At 45.0% G+C, this 18651-nt stretch carries 13 protein-coding genes; 3 read left to right on the top strand and 10 right to left on the bottom strand.

Annotated elements, in window-relative coordinates:
• Nucleotides 1-27 precede the first annotated feature (27 nt).
• Nucleotides 28-1341: a TolC family outer membrane protein gene (locus BSZ04_RS16245; RefSeq protein WP_088880842.1), complete on the bottom strand. Its 1314-nt coding sequence runs from the start codon at nt 1339-1341 to the stop codon at nt 28-30.
• Between the two features lie 387 nt (nt 1342-1728).
• Here BSZ04_RS16245 and BSZ04_RS16240 point away from each other — a divergent pair, with 387 nt between their 5' ends.
• Nucleotides 1729-7485, top strand: a complete 5757-nt coding sequence (locus BSZ04_RS16240) for a beta strand repeat-containing protein (RefSeq protein ID WP_088880841.1) — start codon at nt 1729-1731, stop codon at nt 7483-7485.
• Between the two features lie 49 nt (nt 7486-7534).
• Here BSZ04_RS16240 and BSZ04_RS16235 read toward each other — a convergent pair whose 3' ends face one another.
• Both BSZ04_RS16235 and BSZ04_RS16225 read right to left on the bottom strand, forming a co-directional pair.
• Entirely contained in the window at nt 7535-8728 is a 1194-nt protein-coding gene (locus BSZ04_RS16235; protein ID WP_162531064.1) for a class I SAM-dependent methyltransferase, read from the bottom strand.
• A gap of 194 nt (nt 8729-8922) precedes the next feature.
• Nucleotides 8923-10326 (bottom strand): methyl-accepting chemotaxis protein, encoded by a 1404-nt coding sequence (locus BSZ04_RS16225; protein ID WP_038887225.1) that lies wholly within the window; start codon nt 10324-10326, stop codon nt 8923-8925.
• 90 nt (nt 10327-10416) lie between these two features.
• Between BSZ04_RS16225 and yccX the strand changes: the two genes are divergently transcribed.
• Nucleotides 10417-10689 carry an acylphosphatase gene (gene yccX / locus BSZ04_RS16220; protein ID WP_010448072.1) on the top strand — a complete coding sequence of 91 codons (273 nt, stop codon included), beginning with the start codon at nt 10417-10419 and terminating at the stop codon, nt 10687-10689.
• Between the two features lie 32 nt (nt 10690-10721).
• On the opposite strand, the gene BSZ04_RS16215 is transcribed toward yccX, so the two are convergent.
• The 6 genes from BSZ04_RS16215 to BSZ04_RS16190 form a co-directional block, all read right to left on the bottom strand.
• Nucleotides 10722-11051 (bottom strand): TusE/DsrC/DsvC family sulfur relay protein, encoded by a 330-nt coding sequence (locus tag BSZ04_RS16215; RefSeq protein ID WP_010448071.1) that lies wholly within the window; start codon nt 11049-11051, stop codon nt 10722-10724.
• Nucleotides 11052-11415: 364 nt separating this feature from the next.
• Nucleotides 11416-12078, bottom strand: a complete 663-nt coding sequence (locus BSZ04_RS16210) for a Bax inhibitor-1/YccA family protein (RefSeq protein ID WP_088880839.1) — start codon at nt 12076-12078, stop codon at nt 11416-11418.
• Between the two features lie 400 nt (nt 12079-12478).
• Nucleotides 12479-13228 carry an amino acid ABC transporter ATP-binding protein gene (locus BSZ04_RS16205; protein WP_029560978.1) on the bottom strand — a complete coding sequence of 250 codons (750 nt, stop codon included), beginning with the start codon at nt 13226-13228 and terminating at the stop codon, nt 12479-12481.
• Between the two features lie 23 nt (nt 13229-13251).
• The gene (locus BSZ04_RS16200) at nt 13252-14349 is read right to left on the bottom strand and encodes an amino acid ABC transporter permease (protein WP_010448065.1); all 1098 of its coding nucleotides are present in this window, start codon (nt 14347-14349) and stop codon (nt 13252-13254) included.
• A 1-nt stretch (nt 14350) separates the two neighbouring features.
• Nucleotides 14351-15556 (bottom strand): amino acid ABC transporter permease, encoded by a 1206-nt coding sequence (locus BSZ04_RS16195; protein ID WP_088880838.1) that lies wholly within the window; start codon nt 15554-15556, stop codon nt 14351-14353.
• Between the two features lie 72 nt (nt 15557-15628).
• Complete coding sequence (locus BSZ04_RS16190; RefSeq protein WP_010448059.1) at nt 15629-16657, bottom strand: amino acid ABC transporter substrate-binding protein; 1029 nt, start codon at nt 16655-16657, stop codon at nt 15629-15631.
• A gap of 462 nt (nt 16658-17119) precedes the next feature.
• Here BSZ04_RS16190 and BSZ04_RS16185 point away from each other — a divergent pair, with 462 nt between their 5' ends.
• Entirely contained in the window at nt 17120-18040 is a 921-nt protein-coding gene (locus BSZ04_RS16185; RefSeq protein ID WP_010448057.1) for a precorrin-2 dehydrogenase/sirohydrochlorin ferrochelatase family protein, read from the top strand.
• Between the two features lie 115 nt (nt 18041-18155).
• Here BSZ04_RS16185 and BSZ04_RS16180 read toward each other — a convergent pair whose 3' ends face one another.
• On the bottom strand, nt 18156-18638 hold the full coding sequence (locus tag BSZ04_RS16180; protein WP_010448055.1) for a YajQ family cyclic di-GMP-binding protein: 483 nt from the start codon (nt 18636-18638) through the stop codon (nt 18156-18158).
• Nucleotides 18639-18651: the final 13 nt, after the last annotated feature.

Below are 18651 nucleotides of genomic sequence, written 5' to 3'. Positions count from 1 at the left end.
GAAAGGCTTAGTAATAACACTCTCATATTAATACTCCACTTTCTCTAACCATTCTTGAGGAACATCAACTCGCAGAGCATTTAATAGCTCTCCCGTGGCATTCATCACTCGATATTTAGCGTATTGTTCTGAATATTTTGCATCTAAGTAGTCTTTTCGTGCCTGAAACAGTTCGTTTTCTGTATTCAGTAAATCCAATAACGTTCGCTTACCGATCCGATACTGCTTCTCATAGGCAATAACGGTTTCTGCTGCGGAATCTACATGGTCGGCGAGAAACTCTTTTTGTTGCAGAGTTAAGTCAAGCGCACTCCAAGAAAGTCGCAATCCTTCTTCCACGTTTTGATAAGCACTTTCACGCAAGTCTTTTGCTTTATTCAATTGGTAGGCGAAGTTTTCACTGTTTGCAGCGTCACTACCACCGTTGTATAGGTTGTAGCGCATTCTCAACATTGCAGTGGTCTCATCACTGCTGCCTTCAATGCCTCCTGCATCATCTCGCCAGGTTTGGGATGCTTCCAACGAAAGTGTAGGGTAGTTGACGCCTTTTGATTGCTTGTACTGAAACTTGGCTGAATCGACATCGGCAATCGCAACTTGAATAACAGGATGTTGGTCAAACGCTTCTCCAACAGCATCATCAACTGTGTTTGGTAGGTAGTTCTCGTCTGCTCTTGGGAAAATGAGTCCTTGCGGAGTCTGTCCAACTAATCGGGTGAACATAGTATGTGAGTCATACAAATTGTTCTGAGCGGCAGCCAAGTTACCATGGGCTTTTGCCAAGCGAGCTTCAACCTGAGTGAGGTCTGCAGTAGATCCAATCCCGGAGGTAACACGCTTTTTAATGTCTACATATATCTTTTTATGAACGGCTAGGTTGTTTTCTGAAAGCGTTAATATTTCGTATGCTTTCACGGCATCAAGATAGACTTTTGTTACTTCGAGTGCTTTGTCTGAAGCATCGGCAAGTAGTTGGTACCTCAAAGATTCGGCATCGGCCGCAGTACGATCAATGTCATTGAGTGTGGCAGAACCATCCCAAATAAGTTGCGTTAGCGTGATTGATGCTTCTTTTCTTGTTAAGTCGGTTTCACTACGATCAAGATCAGCAGGATCAATCCCCTCGTACCCGATGCCAGCATCAAGATCAACCTTCGGAAGATACGCTCCTGAAGATGCATCATTGACGTATTTCCTACTGGTGAATTCGTTAAATGCACTTTTAATGTCGGGGTTGTTTTTCAATGTAAGAGCCACAGCCTGTTCTAGTGTTTGCCCAAACGCAGAAAACGATGCAATTAGGCCACTGCAACAAGCGATGGTTAGTTGAGTCCATTTCACAGTAGTTCTCCTAAAATATGGATAAGTATTGTCGGGCCTGTCTCAAAACTAAGACCGACAGATACAAATAACAACGAGTAAGAACATAATTCTCAACTTACTGTTATGCCTAGGCATTTATCACCAAATGCTGCTTATTCCTTAAGTAAACCATAGCATATGCAACGGATCTTTCCTGTTTAAAGTTAATCAAAAAGGTTCTAACTATTAATAAGATAGTCGTTTCAAGAGCTTTTTTGCTTGAGCCACTAATTTGACTTCGCCCCTTAAAGTCAAAGGTGGATTAAGCAAGGTTAAAACAGCGAAAAAACGATGATTTGACTAAACTATAGTCGTAAATATTGGGGTGACAAATATTTGACTAAGCCAAGGGCAGGCGAGGTAAATATGGGACAAATCGATTTACGTACCTTGTTAGGTATGACTGTAGTTATTGGCCTTGATGGCAACATTAAGCAACTAGAAAATGGCGAGTCTCCATTATCTGGAGAACTGGTTATTCAAGAGCTTTCTCAACCGAATGATGTGACAATACAAAGAGTGGGAAGAGACGGCACAACCCAAGATATCACATCAGATGTTCAACAAGTATTTGAAGCGATTGCACAAGGTCTTGATCCTGCAGAACTTGGAGAAGAATTTAATCCGGCTGCAGGTGAAGGGTTGGGTTCAAGTCCTCAAGTGACGGGAGCAATTGACAGAACTGGGGCTGAAAGTCTGGCCGCAACTTTGTTTGAGACTAACGCTAGTGGTTTCGGAGTACTTTCAAATACACAAATCTTATCTCTACTAGAACTTTTCCAAAATTTCCAATCAGGGGAATTACTTACCCTCCCGGTGATTCAAGATATTAGTAGTCCAACTATTAACGAGGGTGAAAATGTTGTATTTGATGTTACCTTAGATCAACCAGGTAGCCAGGATACTGAGTTAACACTTATTCTCAATGATGGAACTGCTTTTGATGGACAGGACTTTGATAGTCTGTTAGTCGAAATTTCTCTTCCAGATGGTACGGTTGTAAACCCTCAACTAGGTCCACAAGGGGAGCTGATTGTTACTCTACCTAGCGGTGAAAGCGGACTACAACTTACTATCCCTACTATAGAGGACGACATCACTGAAGGCGATGAGTCGTTTACGTTATCCGGGACTACCACAGCACAGCAGACTCCTGTTCAAGGAACGGCAACTATTGTTGATAACGATGACACGCCTATGGTTACCGATGTGGCTTTGGTTGGCGAGACCGTACCCGAAGGCCAAGCAGCTGAGTTTAAAGTGACGCTAAGTAACGCCAGCAGTAGCGATCAAACTTACACGATTGGCTTAGTCAACGGTACGGCAGGTGATAATGATTACGACACCAACTTGTCCAACATCATGTTCAGTGATGGCGTGACCTACGACGCCAATACTGGACAAATCACTGTCCCAGCGGGCGTAACCATGTTCACTGCAACAGTGGATACCACGCAAGATACCATCGATGAGCCAGATGAAACCTTCGACCTCCAAGTCGGTGGGGTGACAGGCACGGCAACAATCCAAGATGATGACGATGCGCCCGTGATCACTGATGTGGCTTTGGTTGGCGAAACCGTACCAGAAGGCCAACCTGCTGAGTTTAAAGTGACGCTGAGTAATGCCAGCAGCAGCGACCAAACCTACACGATTGGCTTAGTCAACGGCACGGCAGGTGATGATGATTACGACACCAACGTGTCAAACATTGTGTTCAGTGATGGCGTGACCTATGACGCCAATACCGGACAGATCACCGTCCCAGCAGGCGTCACCATGTTCACTGCAACAGTGGATACCACGCAAGACACCATCGATGAGCCAGATGAAACCTTCGACCTACAAGTGGGTGGGGTGACTGGCACGGCAACAATCCAAGATGATGATGACGCACCCGTGATCACGGATGTGGCTTTGGTTGGCGAAACTGTACCTGAAGGCCAAGCTGCTGAGTTTAAAGTGACGTTAAGTAACGCCAGCAGTAGCGATCAAATTTACACGATTGGCTTGTTCAACGGCACGGCAGGTGATGATGACTACGACACCAACGTATCCAACATCGTGTTCAGTGATGGCGTGACCTACGACGCTAATACGGGACAAATTACTGTCCCAGCAGGCGTGACCATGTTCACTGCCACAGTGGATACCACGCAAGATACCATCGATGAGCCAGATGAAACCTTCGACCTGCAAGTCGGTGGGGTGACAGGCACGGCAACAATCCAAGATGATGACGATGCACCTGTGATCACCGATGTGGCTTTGGTTGGCGAAACCGTACCAGAAGGCCAATCTGCTGAGTTTAAAGTGACGCTGAGTAATGCCAGCAGTAGCGATCAAACTTACACGATTGGCTTAGTCAACGGCACGGCAGGCGATAATGATTACGACACCAACGTGTCCAACGTCGTGTTCAGTGATGGCGTGACCTATGACGCTAATACCGGACAAATCACCGTCCCAGCGGGCGTCACCATGTTCACTGCAACAGTCGATACCACGCAAGACACCATCGATGAGCCGGACGAAACCTTCGACCTGCAAGTGGGTGGGGTGACTGGCACAGCGACCATTATTGATGATGATGGTGTGCCAACTATTACCGATGTCTCTTTGGTCGGTGATACAGTCCCCGAAGGCCAACCCGCTGAGTTTAAAGTAACGTTAAGTAATGCCAGCAGCAGCGATCAAACTTACACGATTGGCTTGTTCAACGGCACGGCAGGTGATAATGATTACGACACCAACGTGTCCAACATCGTGTTCAGTGAAGGCGTGACCTACGACGCTAATACCGGACAAATCACCGTTCCAGCGGGCGTCACCATGTTCACTGCAACCGTGGATACCACGCAAGACACCATCGATGAGCCAGATGAAACCTTCGACCTGCAAGTCGGTGGGGTGACTGGCACAGCGACCATTATTGATGATGATGGTGTGCCAACTATTACCGATGTTGCTTTGGTTGGTGAGACCGTACCCGAAGGTCAACCCGCTGAGTTTAAAGTGACGTTAAGTAACGCCAGCAGTAGCGATCAAACTTACACGATTGGCTTAGTCAACGGTACGGCCGGCAATAATGATTACGACACCAACGTGTCTAACATTGTGTTCAGTGATGGCGTGACCTACGACGCTAATACGGGACAAATCACCGTCCCAGCGGGCGTCACCATGTTCACTGCAACAGTGGATACCACCCAAGATACCATCGATGAGCCAGATGAAACCTTCGACTTGCAAGTGGGTGGGGTGACTGGCACAGCGACCATTATTGATGATGATGGTGTGCCAACTATTACCGATGTCGCTTTGGTTGGTGATACAGTCCCCGAAGGTCAAGCTGCTGAGTTTAAAGTAACGCTAAGTAACGCCAGCAGCAGCGACCAAACCTACACGATTGGCTTAGTCAACGGCACAGCAGGTGATGATGATTACGACACCAACGTGTCAAACATTGTGTTCAGTGATGGCGTGACCTACGACGTCAATACTGGAAAAATCACCGTCCCAGCAGGCGTCACCATGTTCACTGCCACAGTGGATACCACGCAAGATACCATCGATGAGCCAGATGAAACTTTCGACCTGCAAGTGGGTGGGGTGACTGGCACAGCAACAATCCGAGATGATGATGACGCACCTGTGATCACGGATGTCGCTTTGGTTGGCGAAACCGTACCAGAAGGCCAAGCTGCTGAGTTTAAAGTGACGCTGAGTAATGCCAGTAGCAGCGATCAAACTTACACGATTGGCTTATTCAATGGCACGGCAGGTGATAATGATTACGATACAAACGTGTCCAACATCGTGTTCAGTGATGGCGTGACCTACGACGCCAATACCGGACAGATCACAGTGCCAGCGGGCGTCACCATGTTCACTGCAACAGTCGATACCACGCAAGACACCATCGATGAGCCGGACGAAACCTTCGATCTCCAAGTCGGTGGGGTGACCGGCACAGCGACAATCCAAGATGATGATGACGCACCCGTGATCACGGATGTCGCTTTGGTTGGCGAAACCGTCCAAGAAGGTCAAGCCGCTGAGTTTAAAGTGACGCTAAGTAACGCCAGCAGTAGCGACCAAACCTACACGATTGGCTTAGTCAACGGCACGGCAGGTGATAATGATTACGATACCAACGTGTCCAACATCGTTTTCAGTGATGGCGTGACCTATGACGCTAATACGGGACAAATCACCGTCCCAGCAGGCGTCACCATGTTCACCGCAACAGTGGATACCACGCAAGATACCATCGACGAGCCAGATGAAACCTTCGACCTGCAAGTCGGTGGAGTGACTGGCACTGCGACAATCCAAGATGATGACGATGCACCCGTGATCACGGAGGTCGCTTTGGTTGGTGATACCGTGCCAGAAGGTCAAGCTGCTGAGTTTAAAGTGACGCTGAATAATGCCAGCAGTAGCGACCAAACCTACACGATTGGCTTAGTCAACGGCACGGCAGGCGATAATGATTACGATACAAACGTGTCCAACATCGTGTTCAGTGATGGCGTGACCTATGACGCTAATACCGGACAAATCACAGTGCCAGCGGGCGTCACCATGTTTACTGCAACAGTGGATACCAAGCAAGACACCATCGACGAGCCGGACGAGACCTTCTTCTTAAACGTGGGAGGTGTCAAAGGCACGGCAACTATTGTTGATGATGATCTTCCCAACACACCGCCAACGGTACGTGATTTTGGTATTTTGTTGGATATCGAAGACGGAATCTTTCCTGTTCAAGATGTTGATTTTGACAGCGTAACTGGCGCTGGACTGCAAAGAGTAGAAGATTTGGAGGATGACGCTGTAACTGCGAACGATGGGGATATAGAAATTGAAATCGTTGAACTTCCTTCATTTGGTGAGCTTTTCTTTGTAGATGAAAACAACCAAGAAGTCATTATAGATCAAGATTTTCTAAGTGATTCCTCTAACAAATTATACGAAGATACAGAGGTTAAGTATCGACTTACGGAAGACTTTTTTGATGAACAGAGTTTTGACTCCCAAGATCTATTGGATGAATTTGACAAAGACTTCCTAGCTGATTCAGTTGATGTGAATGGATTGAGCTTTTACGGAGGGACAATCGATAGCAATGGTGATTTTGTAAATAATGCTCAGATCAAAGTTGATTTTGCTGCTCAACAAGTAGGCTTAGTTGTCGTGTCACCTGGAGAGACTGGACAGGGTGATGAAATCAGTACCAGTGAATTCATTGCCATTGATCTCGATGACGGTCTTGAAGCGAAAGAAGCAAGGTTAAATTTGGCAAGCTTGAATGACCGCTTCAATAGTGGCGCTGCATGGATAAACGTTTATTTTTACATGGACGGAGTTCTAGCTGAGACCCAGGTTATTCAAACTGATGACATTGTATTTACCGGAAACCAACAGGGCTTTGCTACGGTCGCTATTAGTAGCGGTAGCTTTGACGAAATTCGTTTATTCCCAGAGACCGATAGCGCGAGTGATAAAGCGAGTTTTACATTAGTAGGTACACAGATTACCAGCTTCAACAATGTAAATGATTCATTTGACTATCAAGCAGTCGATTCTGGAGGGCTCACAAGCACTGATACTGCAACAGTTGATATCGAGTTCTCTAATGTCTCTGTAGATGCAGTAGAAGCTTCTGCTGTCCAAGTAGCGTCAATGCAAGCTAACAACATAGTTCAAGGTACTGACCAAGATGATACGTTGGTTGGTACGGATGGTAATGATATCTTGATTGGTGGACTTGGCGACGATCTGCTTACCGGTGGAGGTGGTAACGATGTCTTTAAATGGACAGAAATGGATGATGCCACAGATACAGTGACTGATTTTGGTGACGGAGATTCTCTAGACTTTGTGGACTTGTTTGATGGCGTCACTGAAGACGATCTATCTATCTTGTTAGATGATCTGAGCTCTGGTGATTATGCTGGGCAAGTTGATGATATTTCGGTATCAGTAACCGAAAGTGGGATTAACTCTACCTTGACCATCAACAAAGACGGCCAACAACTCGAAGTTAACTTTGATGGAGCATCTGCCGCTGATATTGCGAACAGTCTCATTAGCAACCTTGAACAACTAAGAGAATAAAAAAACGGAGCGCAGCTCCGTTTTCTTTTTAATCGATTTTAATCAGCGATTAAAGCACCTTACATGCAAAACCTTTAAGGTAGAAGCCTTCTGGGTATGCTGTATCTGTTGGGTGATCAGCGGCTTGCTCGAAACGTTCTACGAATTTAACTTGGCGATTAGCATCTACGGCAGCATCAGCGATGATTTTTTGAAACAGAACTTGATCCATTAAGCCTGAGCAAGAATAGGTCAGCAGCGTGCCACCAGGCTTAAGGATTTGCATTGCCAGCATATTGATGTCTTTATAGCCACGACATGCACCATTCAATTGCGCTTTACTTTCAGCGAATTTTGGTGGGTCCATGATAACTACATCGAACTTTGTGCCTTGATCGCGGTACTCGCGCAGTAGTTTGAATACGTCTGCGTTTAGGAACACCGCGCGCTTTTTCGAGATATCAAACTCATTAAGTTCGGCGTTAAATTTCGCGGTATCCAGCGCAGGTTGTGACACGTCTGCGTTGATAACACGTTTTGCACCGCCTTTTAGTGCGTATAGACCAAAACCACCGGTGTAAGAGAAACAGTTGAGAACTTCTTTGTTCTTCATGTATTTCACAGCTTGCTGGCGGCTATCGCGTTGGTCTAGGTAGAAACCTGTTTTATGACCGCCAACGATATCTACGCTGATCTTCACGCCGTTTTCTTCAATAACCACAGATTTTGGTGGTTCTTCACCGTGTAACACACCAGTTGTTTCTTTCAGGCCTTCTTTCTTACGTACTGCTACATCTGAACGCTCGTAAACGTTGCAATTAGGGAAACATTTCACTAGCGCATCAACGATCGCTTGCTTGTTGTATTCTGCACCTGCACTTAACAGCTGACACACGAAGAAGTTTTGGTAGCGGTCGATTGTAACGCCAGGTAGGCCGTCAGATTCCGCAGCTATCAGACGATAACCAGTCAGACCATCGCGCTCGATAATGTCTTCGCGAAGAAGTTGAGCGTTGTTGAAACGCTTAACGAAGAACGCTTTGTTGATCTCTTCTTTTTCAAAACTCCAGATACGCGCTCGAATTTGAGAAGCAGGCGAGTATGCAGCTTTAGCTAGCCATTTTCCGTCGTGAGTGAATACATCAACGGTTTCGCCAAGAGCTGGTTCGCCCTCAACTTTACTGATGCCTCGAGAGAAGATCCAAGGGTGCTTACGCTTTACCGATTTCTCACGACCTTTAACCAAATAGATAGCAGCTGTCATTTCTTTAGCTCTTGTTGAATTTTGAAAGGGGCGTATTGTCCGGGATGTTGCCTGCAAAAGCAATATCCATCGACAATCCAGTCATTTGCTGAGGTTTCATTTTCAGCTCGATGCGCAAAGCTGACGGGGAATACTCATGTGCAATGGAAACAAAAAAGGGCCACCGAAGTGACCCTATATTTTTCAACTTATAACTAAGCTTTAAGTCCTGTCAGTAGAGACTCCATTGTGTCACTCTGAGCACGGAGTTGTTCAACATTTTGAGACGTTGTGCTGATCATATTACACACGTTATTTGCTTGAACACGAACTTCTTCTACGCTTGAGGCAATGTTATCTGCAACCACGCCTTGCTCTTCCGCAGCAGTTGCAATCTGAATGCTGCTGTCAGAGATAGTTTGGTTCTTATCTGCTAGTGAGCCGATCTCGTGATTTACTTCTGCCATCAGAGTTTGGCCTTCGTTGGCGTTATGCACCGTTACTTCCATCAGCTTAGTGAGCGATTGGCTGTTACGTTGTAGCGCCTCAATCATCGCTTGAATTTCAACCGTTGCTTGTTGAGTACGTCCCGCAAGAGCACGAACTTCATCAGCAACGACGGCAAAGCCACGACCTTGTTCGCCTGCACGTGCCGCTTCGATAGCCGCATTCAGTGCAAGTAGGTTAGTTTGCTCAGAAATACCATTAATGGTTGTAACCACTTCATCGATTTGCGCTGCGTTCGCATCTAATTCTTCAACCGCTTGAGACGCAGATTGGATCTCAGTCGATAGATTTGAGATAGAGTGAAGAGTATTTTCTACTTTCACCTGACCAGACTGCGCAACGCTGCGAGCATCTTCAGTTTGTGTGCTTGAACTGTGTGCCAGTGTTGCCACTTCACGAATAGTCGATGCCATTTGTTCTGTTGCACTAGCTAGAGAGTTGAGGTGCTCTTGCTGCGTATTCGAGATTTCAGAGCTGTTTTGAATCGACAGGTTAAGATCAGAACTGATTTGCTGCATCAGTGCGACAGATTCTTGAATCGACTGAACCATCTTTTGTTCACGATCTGCCACTTTATCGATAGTGATTGCAATTTCACTGAACTCATCACGGACACGGAAGAAGTTCATACGTGCGGTTAGATCACCATCCGCTAGCGTGTTTAGTGCTTTATTCATTGTGAACATTGCACCGCCGATGAACGTCATGATGTAGTAAACACCAAGCGCAATGATGAACAAAGTGACAAGAATGATACTAACTTGAGTAGTGGAAAGTGCAGTCCATAGTGATTGATCGTGGTTCGCAACAAGGCTGAATGATCCATTTAGAACAGAAATGGCACCTGGGCCAGTACCGAAGCTGATCGTCTCCGAAGTTGCAAGTAACGCAGAGACTTGTGATTGGTTGAGATTTCCAGCCTCAATAAGGTTTTTCATTAGTATCAATTCTTCTTGATACAAATGTCCCAACATAGTGTTTGCAGCACTATTAAGAACAAGCGTAAGAACAATTAAGGCAATGACGGGGAGCAAGAAGAGTAGATAGAACTTCTCTTGAATTTTTAAATGGATGAGATATTTATCAATCCAACGGAATGGAATTTCTTTCATAATAATAAAAACCAAATAAAAACCCACTATCCTTAGTGGGGTAAATAGACGTAAATAATATATCACTCAAATATAGGGAGCGGTATACGGATGGTACTAAAGTGTGAGAAGTTTCTGATAGTCGGTCATGTACAAGGGGTAGGATTTCGATACCACACATCACATCAAGGATTGAAGCTCGGTTTAACTGGATACGCTAAAAACTTAAATAACGGAGATGTTGAAGTGATTGCCTGTGGCACTGAAGAGCAAATTGCCGCCTTTTCGGCGTGGTTAGAGGAAGGGCCGCGGACGGCGACAGTAGACAGTGTCACTCAGGAAAGTGTGTCTTATAAGCCTTTCCGCGGATTTAAGATCTTATAGTTTTATAAACGGTCGTCTTGTCAACAATGGTCTTACAAACATTTCGCTGGTTTTGGCAGACCAGCCAGTTTGGTTGCTTGTTTTGCAGGGCCTTTCTTAAACAGTTTGAATAGGTACTTACTGTTACCTTTTTCAGGGCCGTGCGCTTTTTCCATCGCTTTTACCAGCATTCTTACTGCTGGTGATGTGTTGAACTCTTCATAAAAATCACGCACGAAGTGAACGACTTCTAAATGCGCATCGGTAAGCTCGATGTCTTCATCTTTTGCTAGAAGCTCAATCATGCCTTCTTCCCACTGGGTGTGGTCAAGTAGGTAGCCTTGAGCATCGGTTTCAATTTCTTTGCCGTTGTAAACGAACATAGCTTTGCTTCCGCTAAGTAACCTTTGATACGTATAGGGTAGCGTAGAGGCTAACGTATTCTCAACAAAAGAATCTTCTAAGCTTTTTGAGCGATGTAAATATGTGCAGCCAAGAGTAGAGCTTGGAAAGGGGCAAACGGTTTGGATAAATCAAAATTTATTCACTAAATTGTCTTTTTATGCGTTTAGTTAGAAAATTCTCGGGGCGAGTATTTTTGTTTTTGCATGAGTATTCATAAATGTGATGAGGGATATGACTACGACGCACCAATTTACGAACCAGAGTAATCGTTGGAATAAAGCAGAAAAGAAAAAGCCCGAAGTAGAACCTCGGGCTTTTAAGTTTTGAACTCAACCTAACAGATTAATCGTCGTTCATGATGCCTAGGATGCTAAGTAGGCTGATGAAGATGTTGTAGATTGAAACATACAGCGTAATCGTTGCTGAGATGTAGTTTGTTTCACCGCCACGAATGACGCCTTGAGTGGTCATCAAAATCGCCATCGTTGAGAATACGATGAACAAGCTGCTCATTGCCAAGTGAAGGATAGTTGATTGGATGAAGATACTTGCAATCATACCTACTACTAGAACAACGAACAGTGACAGCATTAGACCGCCCATCATTGATAGGTCGCGCTTAGTTGTTAGTGCGTAAGCTGAAGCTGCCATAAATGACAGGGCTGTACCACCAAGAGCAGTAAGAACAACATCGCCCATACCAGCGCCGATGTACATATTCAGAATTGGACCAATGGTGTAACCCAAGAAGCCCGTGAATAGGAACGTAAATACAAGGCCAAGGCTGTTGTTGCGGTTTTTCTCAGTCAAGAATAGCAAACCGTAGAAACCAACCAGCATCAGGATAATACCTGGACGCGGCAAGTTAAACGCCATAGAAACGCCAGCAACCAGTGCTGACCATAGTAAAGTCATTGAAAGTAGTGCATATGTGTTACGCAATACTTTGTTGGTTTGTAGAGCACTCTCTTGAGTAGTAGTGCGTGAAAACATAGGACTGTTCATAATCTTCCTCTATAAGGGACCGTCTTATCTTTGATATATAGACATATATGGGCCCGAAAGTTCAATAAATCAAGCCCGACACGTCTATCTCTAGAACAAAATAATAATAGAAATAGTGTGTTATGTATGTGGCAACTTGTAACACAATATTACCACCTTGCATAGCAAACAACGGTTTATTGCATAGCAAACAACGGTTTAATACTCAAAGCTCTGAAGACCAGCTCACGAAGTGTTTGTAAGATTGTGCAAATTTACAACATATTGAATCAACTGGATTTTCGTAACTTTGGTTTTAAGCACGTTGTTGAATAAAGAAAAGCGCTGATTTTTACTCCAGCGCTTAGATTTTTCAGCGTCTTTCACCCCACTTGGTTCGAGGGGCGATGCAAACCCATGATTAATGATGCAGAATTTGAGCTAAGAAATTCTGCGTTCTATCCGATTGAGGATTTTCAAAGAAGTCGACAGGGTTGTTTTCTTCAATGATTTCACCAGCATCCATAAAGATGACTCGGTCGGCAACTTCCTTCGCAAAGCCCATCTCGTGCGTTACACACAGCATCGTCATACCTTCTTCCGCTAACTCAACCATTACATCTAGAACTTCACGAACCATTTCTGGGTCGAGTGCAGAAGTCGGCTCGTCAAACAGCATTACTTTAGGGTTCATGCACAGAGAGCGTGCGATAGCTACACGTTGCTGCTGACCACCAGAAAGCTGACCAGGATACTTGTCGGCTTGATCTGGGATCTTAACGCGCTCTAGGTACTGCATTGCGATTGATTCAGCCTCTTCTTTGGGCATCTTCTTCACCCAGATTGGTGCGAGAGTGCAGTTCTCTAATACTGTAAGGTGAGGGAATAGGTTGAAGTGCTGAAAACACATACCCACTTCACGGCGAACCGCTTCGATGTTCTTCAGATCTTCTGTGAGTTCAGTGCCCGAGACATAGATGCTGCCAGCTTGATGTTCTTCCAAACGGTTTATGCAGCGAATCATGGTCGACTTACCTGAGCCAGAAGGGCCACAGATAACGATTTTCTCGCCTTTCTTTACGTCTAGGTTGATGTTCTTTAGTACGTGAAACTCACCATACCACTTATTCATGTCCTTCAACTGGATCATATAATCTTGTTGTTGCGTCATAATACGTCCTTGATCTTGATGAGTTATCGTTTGTGACCGGTATGCAGTTTGTTTTCAAGCCATATCGAGTAACGCGACATGCCAAAACAAAATACCCAAAACACTAACGCGACAAATACATAACTTTCTGTTGCGAAGCCTAACCACTCAGGGTCGGTATTTGCGGCTTGCCCAATACCCAGCACATCAAACATACCAATAATAAGTACCAGACTGGTATCTTTGAACAGGCCGATGAAGGTATTCACAATAGAAGGGATAGTGATCTTCAGTGCCTGAGGCAAAATGATGAGCCCCATTTTCTTCCAATAGCTTAATCCAAGAGCATCTGCCGCTTCATATTGTCCTTTCGGAATCGCTTGCAAGCCACCACGCACTACCTCCGCCATGTAGGCGGCACTGAACATAACCACACCTATTAGCGCACGGATCAGCTTGTCGGTTTCGGAGCCTTCTGCCAAAAACAGAGGCAACATTACAGATGCCATGAACAGCACGGTGATCAATGGAACACCACGCCATACTTCGATGTAAACAGTACAAATACTGCGAATGATCGGCATGTCAGAACGTCGACCTAGTGCCAAAGCAACACCAATAGGTAGCGATACTACGATACCAACGAGTGCGATGATTAAGGTAACTAATAGACCGCCCCATTTGTGTGTCTCAACTACTTCAAGACCAAACACACCACCGTATAGTAGAGCTGCGATGATGAACGGATAGATGTTAACAAAGAACAGCCATATCCAAATACGTTTTGGTGTTTTCTCGTACGCTAGCAACACAGTAAAGATCGCTAACGTGATGTAGAACAGGCGAGGGCGCCATAGCTCAGCTTCAGGGTAGAACCCATACATGAACTGCTCCCAACGGACGCTGATAAATACCCAGCACGCCCCTTCACGAGTACAGTCATCTCTTGTTGTGCCAATCCAATCCGCATTAATAAACGCCCAATCAAGGATGTTCCAAAGAGCAGAAAACACAATGTAAGCCAAAATCAGCGTTACTATTGAGTTGACTGGGCCATTGAATAGGTTTTTGCGCAGCCAACCTACTATACCAACAGTATTTGCTGGCGGCGGGAGATCAGGCTGAAATTGATGTGTGCTCATATTATCTCTCCACCAGCGCAACTTTGCGGTTATATAAGTTCATCAACGCAGAAGTCACCAAACTCAACGTCAAGTAAACGCCCATGGTCATCGCGATAATCTCTATCGCTTGTCCTGTTTGGTTCAGTGTGGTGCCTGCAAATACTGAAACCAAGTCAGGGTAACCAATTGCCATCGCCAAAGAAGAGTTCTTGGTAAGATTTAAATATTGGCTAGTGAGAGGAGGGATGATAATACGCAGAGCTTGCGGAATGACGACTAACTTTAGCGTCTTAGTGCGAGGCAAGCCGAGCGACATCGCTGCTTCTGTTTGACCATGGCTCACCGCATTAATACCAGAACGTACGATCTCGGCGATAAATGACGCAGTATAGACACTTAGTGCAAGAAGCAGGGCGGCAAGTTCCGGAATGATGCTGATACCACCGCGGAAGTTAAAGCCTTTTAATTCTGGGTATTGAAGTGAAATAGGCATGCCCGCTAAGAAGTACACGACTAAAGGCAGTACAACTACCAAACCCAGCACAATTCTGCCCATCGGTGTTTGCTGACCTGTTAAGCGTTGTTTATTGTTTGCCCATACATTGATCAAAATACTCGCGATGACACCAAAGACAAACGCTGCGATAACAAAACTGCTTCCAGCTTCCATAACAGGGGCAGGGAAGTATAAACCGCGTACGTTCAGGAAAATTGCTTCGCCAAGACTCATACTTTGTCTTGGTGACGGGAGGGCTTGAAGAACGGCGAAATACCAAAAGAAAATTTGTAGAAGTAGAGGGATATTTCGGAACGTTTCAATGTATACCGCGGCTAATCGACTTACCAACCAGTTGGAAGAGAGACGCGCGATACCCATGACAAAACCAATTATGGTGGCGAGAATAATACCCAGCACAGAAACCAATGCGGTATTAAGGAGGCCAACGACAAACGTACGCCCATAAGAAAACGTTTCGTCGTATTCAACGAGAGTCAGACCTATCCCAAAGCCTGCTTCTTGGTTAAGGAACCCAAACCCTGTCGCGATACCCCGAGCATCAAGGTTGTTGAGTGCATTGTTGATGATTGTATAGAAGAAAAATACCAGTGCAGCGATAGCAATGATCTGGAAAAGAGCAGAACGAAAGGCTGGATTGTATATCAGGCTCTTACTTCCGCTTGGTTTGGACATCGTACTTGGCGATGTATCATTAGTCGGTTTCATACAGCGATAACCTCAAACCCTTATTTATTCACGAAAAAGGGCGGCATAAACCGCCCTGTGATAATCGTTGTATTAGCGGATTGGCGGCGCGTACATGAAGCCGCCTGCATTCCATAGTGCATTGACACCACGAGAAATTTTCAGAGGTGAACCAGTACCAACTGTGCGCTCAAAGCTTTCACCGTAGTTACCAACTTGTTTGATAACTTGGTAGCCCCAATCGTCACGAATACCCAGTCCTTTACCCTTTGGACCATCCACGCCAAGAATACGCTTGATGTTTGGATCTTTTGATTTCAACATCTCATCAGCATTTTTCGAGGTAATGCCATATTCTTCCGCGTTCACCATTGCAGATAGAGTCCATTTAGCGATATTGAACCACTGATCATCACCTTGACGAACTACTGGGCCCAGCGGCTCCTTCGAAATGATTTCTGGTAGAACCGTTGCAGCAGCGGGATCTTTTAGATTTAAGCGAAGAGCATAAAGGCCGGATTGGTCAGTCGTTAATACGTCACAGCGGCCAGCATCGAAGCCTTTAGAAGTTTGAGCAGCAGTATCAAAGACTACAGGCTTGTAGGCCATTCCTTGGTTGCGGAAGTAGTCTGCGAGGTTTAGCTCAGTAGTGGTACCCGATTGCACACATACAGACGCGCCATCAAGATCTTTAGCGCTAGAAACGCCAAGGTCTTTCATTACCATGAAACCCTGACCGTCATAGTAGTTTACACCAACAAAATTTAGACCAAGAGCGGTGTCACGGTGCAGTGTCCAGGTAGTGTTTCGTGAAAGTACATCGATCTCACCCGACTGAAGTGCAGTAAAACGTTCTTTTGCAGTTAGGGGTACATATTTAACTTTCGTTTTATCCCCAAGAACGGCAGCAGCCAATGCTTGGCAATATTCTACGTCGATACCTTCCCATTCACCTTTTGAGTTTGGGTTAGAGAAACCAGGTAGACCAGTACTTACGCCACAAGTAAGAAAGCCTTGTTTTGTCACTTTGTCCAGAGTAGTGTCTGCAGCTTGTGCTGATGTCGCCATCATTGCAGTAGAAGCCGCTACGACGGAAGCAAGAATTGTTAGTTTATTTGCCATTTGTATCCTTCCTGTATGATCCATGTTTAATCAGGAGCGACCTGATACAACGTGTCCTGTTTTGTTTGTGTTATTGTCCTACGTGATTGATTTTCGAAGAAACGGCAATCGCAAAATCAATCCGTTATAAGCGTAGGAAAGGATCTGCTAATTCTCAAATATATAATTTAAAAAGGTTTTTGGAGAGAACTCACAAAGCGCCTTGAGATTTAGAATGACGAAATGTTAATTGTTTGTAAATAGTGCAACTAATTGTCGAATTGGTGCATCAGAACAATCACGCAAAGAGGGTTTAAAACGGAAGGATAAAAGTTTGTTATTAAAACTGTCATTAGTGTAGGTTGGCTATGATAGCGAAAATTTTGAACAAAAATTATTTGTGACATCAAAACAAGGTGAACAGGTTGCCCTGTTTTTGGTAGCATGAATTTCGGTAGTTATTTAAAGTAATCATGGATTGAAATGCGATATTTTCCTCTGTTCTTAGATTTAGTCGATAAACCCGTGCTGGTTGTTGGCGGTGGTGAAGTCGCCAGCCGCAAAGTAGAAGCTTTACTTAAAGCAGGGGCTGACGTCACCATTGTATCCCCGAGCTTGGTCGATTTTCTTGCGAAGTTGGCAAACGATCACCAAGTGCGTTGGGTTCAGCGCTTTTACTCTAGTGACATTGTCACTGGTTCGTTTGTTCAAGTCTGGGCGACAACGGATAATCCGGCACTGAACCACCAAGTTTATAAAGATGCTAAGGTGTTGGGCATCTTAGTGAACGTTGTCGACGACAAGCCTTATTGTGATTTTATTACGCCTTCGATGATTAATCGAGGTCGTATTCAAATCGCTATCTCTAGTGGTGGTGCTTCACCTGTTTTGATTCGAAACATTCGTGAAAAGCTAGAAGCGATCCTGCCACAAAATATGGGATTGATGGCAGAGTTTGCTAATTCAAAACGCAATTCGATTAAGGAAGCACTGCCTAGTGTCGACTTACGTCGTAAATTTTGGGAGAACTACTTCTCACACCCAGATGTTGAGAATGCACGTGATAACCGTGAGCTTGAAACCATTTACCAACAAACAATGGCAAAGCCTCTAGATGACCAAGGAAGCTGTACTTGGATTCAAGTAGGTAATGATGTCGAAATGCTACCAATTAAAGCTGTGCGTTACATGCAGCAAGCTGAACTCGCATTGTATTCAACAAAGTGCGAAGCAGATGTTATGGAACTCGTAAGAAGAGATGCCGAGCGTGAGTCATTCTCGAGTGCCACTGAGCTATCTGATATGCTGCAAAAAGCAAAAGAGGACAATTTACGAATCTGTGTCTTTGTTCCGCAGGGCACGAGTGAGTTTTCACTTTTGCAAGGGCAAGACTTAGTTATCTAAAAGCGATATCTCCTTCCTTCTAAGCGATACATACAAAAACGCCGACGATTCTCTCTCGTCGGCGTTTTTTATTCCACTATTCCTATCCAATTATAGGGAGAATAGGAGAGCGCAATTAATCACGGAAGTTGTTGTACTGGAATGGGATACCCATATCTGCTTCACGGATCGCTGCAATCGTCGCCTGCAAGTCGTCACGCTTCTTACCTGTAACACGAACTTTGTCACCTTGGATCGAAGCTTGCACTTTAAGCTTTGCGTCTTTGATCAGTTTAACTAGCTTTTTCGCGGTTGGAGTGTCGATGCCTTGGCGGAAAGCGATATTTTGGTGCCAGTTTTTACCTGTTGCTTCTGGATTTTTCGCGTCCATAGCATTTGCATCAATATTACGCTTAGCCAGGTGGCTACGCAGGATGTCACGCATTTGCTTAAGCTGGAACTCACCTTCTGCTGACACTTTTACGTTTTCTTCTACTAGCTCAAAGCTCGCATTCACATTGCGGAAATCGAAACGAGTAGACAGTTCTCGGTTAGCATTATCAACCGCGTTACGTAGTTCAACGGTATCGATTTCTGAAACAATATCAAACGATGGCATGAAGATTCCTTGA

The sequence above is a fragment of the Vibrio rotiferianus genome, assembly GCF_002214395.1.
In the GTDB taxonomy this organism is placed as follows: domain Bacteria; phylum Pseudomonadota; class Gammaproteobacteria; order Enterobacterales; family Vibrionaceae; genus Vibrio; species Vibrio rotiferianus.
The sequence above is the reverse complement of the archived record's forward strand: the minus strand, read 5'-3'. Positions and strand labels throughout refer to the sequence as shown.

Coding starts and splice junctions, on each gene's coding strand:
- BSZ04_RS16225 (WP_038887225.1), bottom strand. CDS start 10,326: ATGAAAGAAATTCCATTCCGTTGGATTGATAAATATCTCATCCATTTA.
- yccX (WP_010448072.1), top strand. CDS start 10,417: ATGGTACTAAAGTGTGAGAAGTTTCTGATAGTCGGTCATGTACAAGGG.
- BSZ04_RS16185 (WP_010448057.1), top strand. CDS start 17,120: ATGCGATATTTTCCTCTGTTCTTAGATTTAGTCGATAAACCCGTGCTG.
- BSZ04_RS16215 (WP_010448071.1), bottom strand. CDS start 11,051: ATGTTCGTTTACAACGGCAAAGAAATTGAAACCGATGCTCAAGGCTAC.
- BSZ04_RS16240 (WP_088880841.1), top strand. CDS start 1,729: ATGGGACAAATCGATTTACGTACCTTGTTAGGTATGACTGTAGTTATT.
- BSZ04_RS16200 (WP_010448065.1), bottom strand. CDS start 14,349: ATGAGCACACATCAATTTCAGCCTGATCTCCCGCCGCCAGCAAATACT.
- BSZ04_RS16195 (WP_088880838.1), bottom strand. CDS start 15,556: ATGAAACCGACTAATGATACATCGCCAAGTACGATGTCCAAACCAAGC.
- BSZ04_RS16190 (WP_010448059.1), bottom strand. CDS start 16,657: ATGGCAAATAAACTAACAATTCTTGCTTCCGTCGTAGCGGCTTCTACT.
- BSZ04_RS16210 (WP_088880839.1), bottom strand. CDS start 12,078: ATGAACAGTCCTATGTTTTCACGCACTACTACTCAAGAGAGTGCTCTA.
- BSZ04_RS16180 (WP_010448055.1), bottom strand. CDS start 18,638: ATGCCATCGTTTGATATTGTTTCAGAAATCGATACCGTTGAACTACGT.
- BSZ04_RS16235 (WP_162531064.1), bottom strand. CDS start 8,728: ATGACAGCTGCTATCTATTTGGTTAAAGGTCGTGAGAAATCGGTAAAG.
- BSZ04_RS16205 (WP_029560978.1), bottom strand. CDS start 13,228: ATGACGCAACAACAAGATTATATGATCCAGTTGAAGGACATGAATAAG.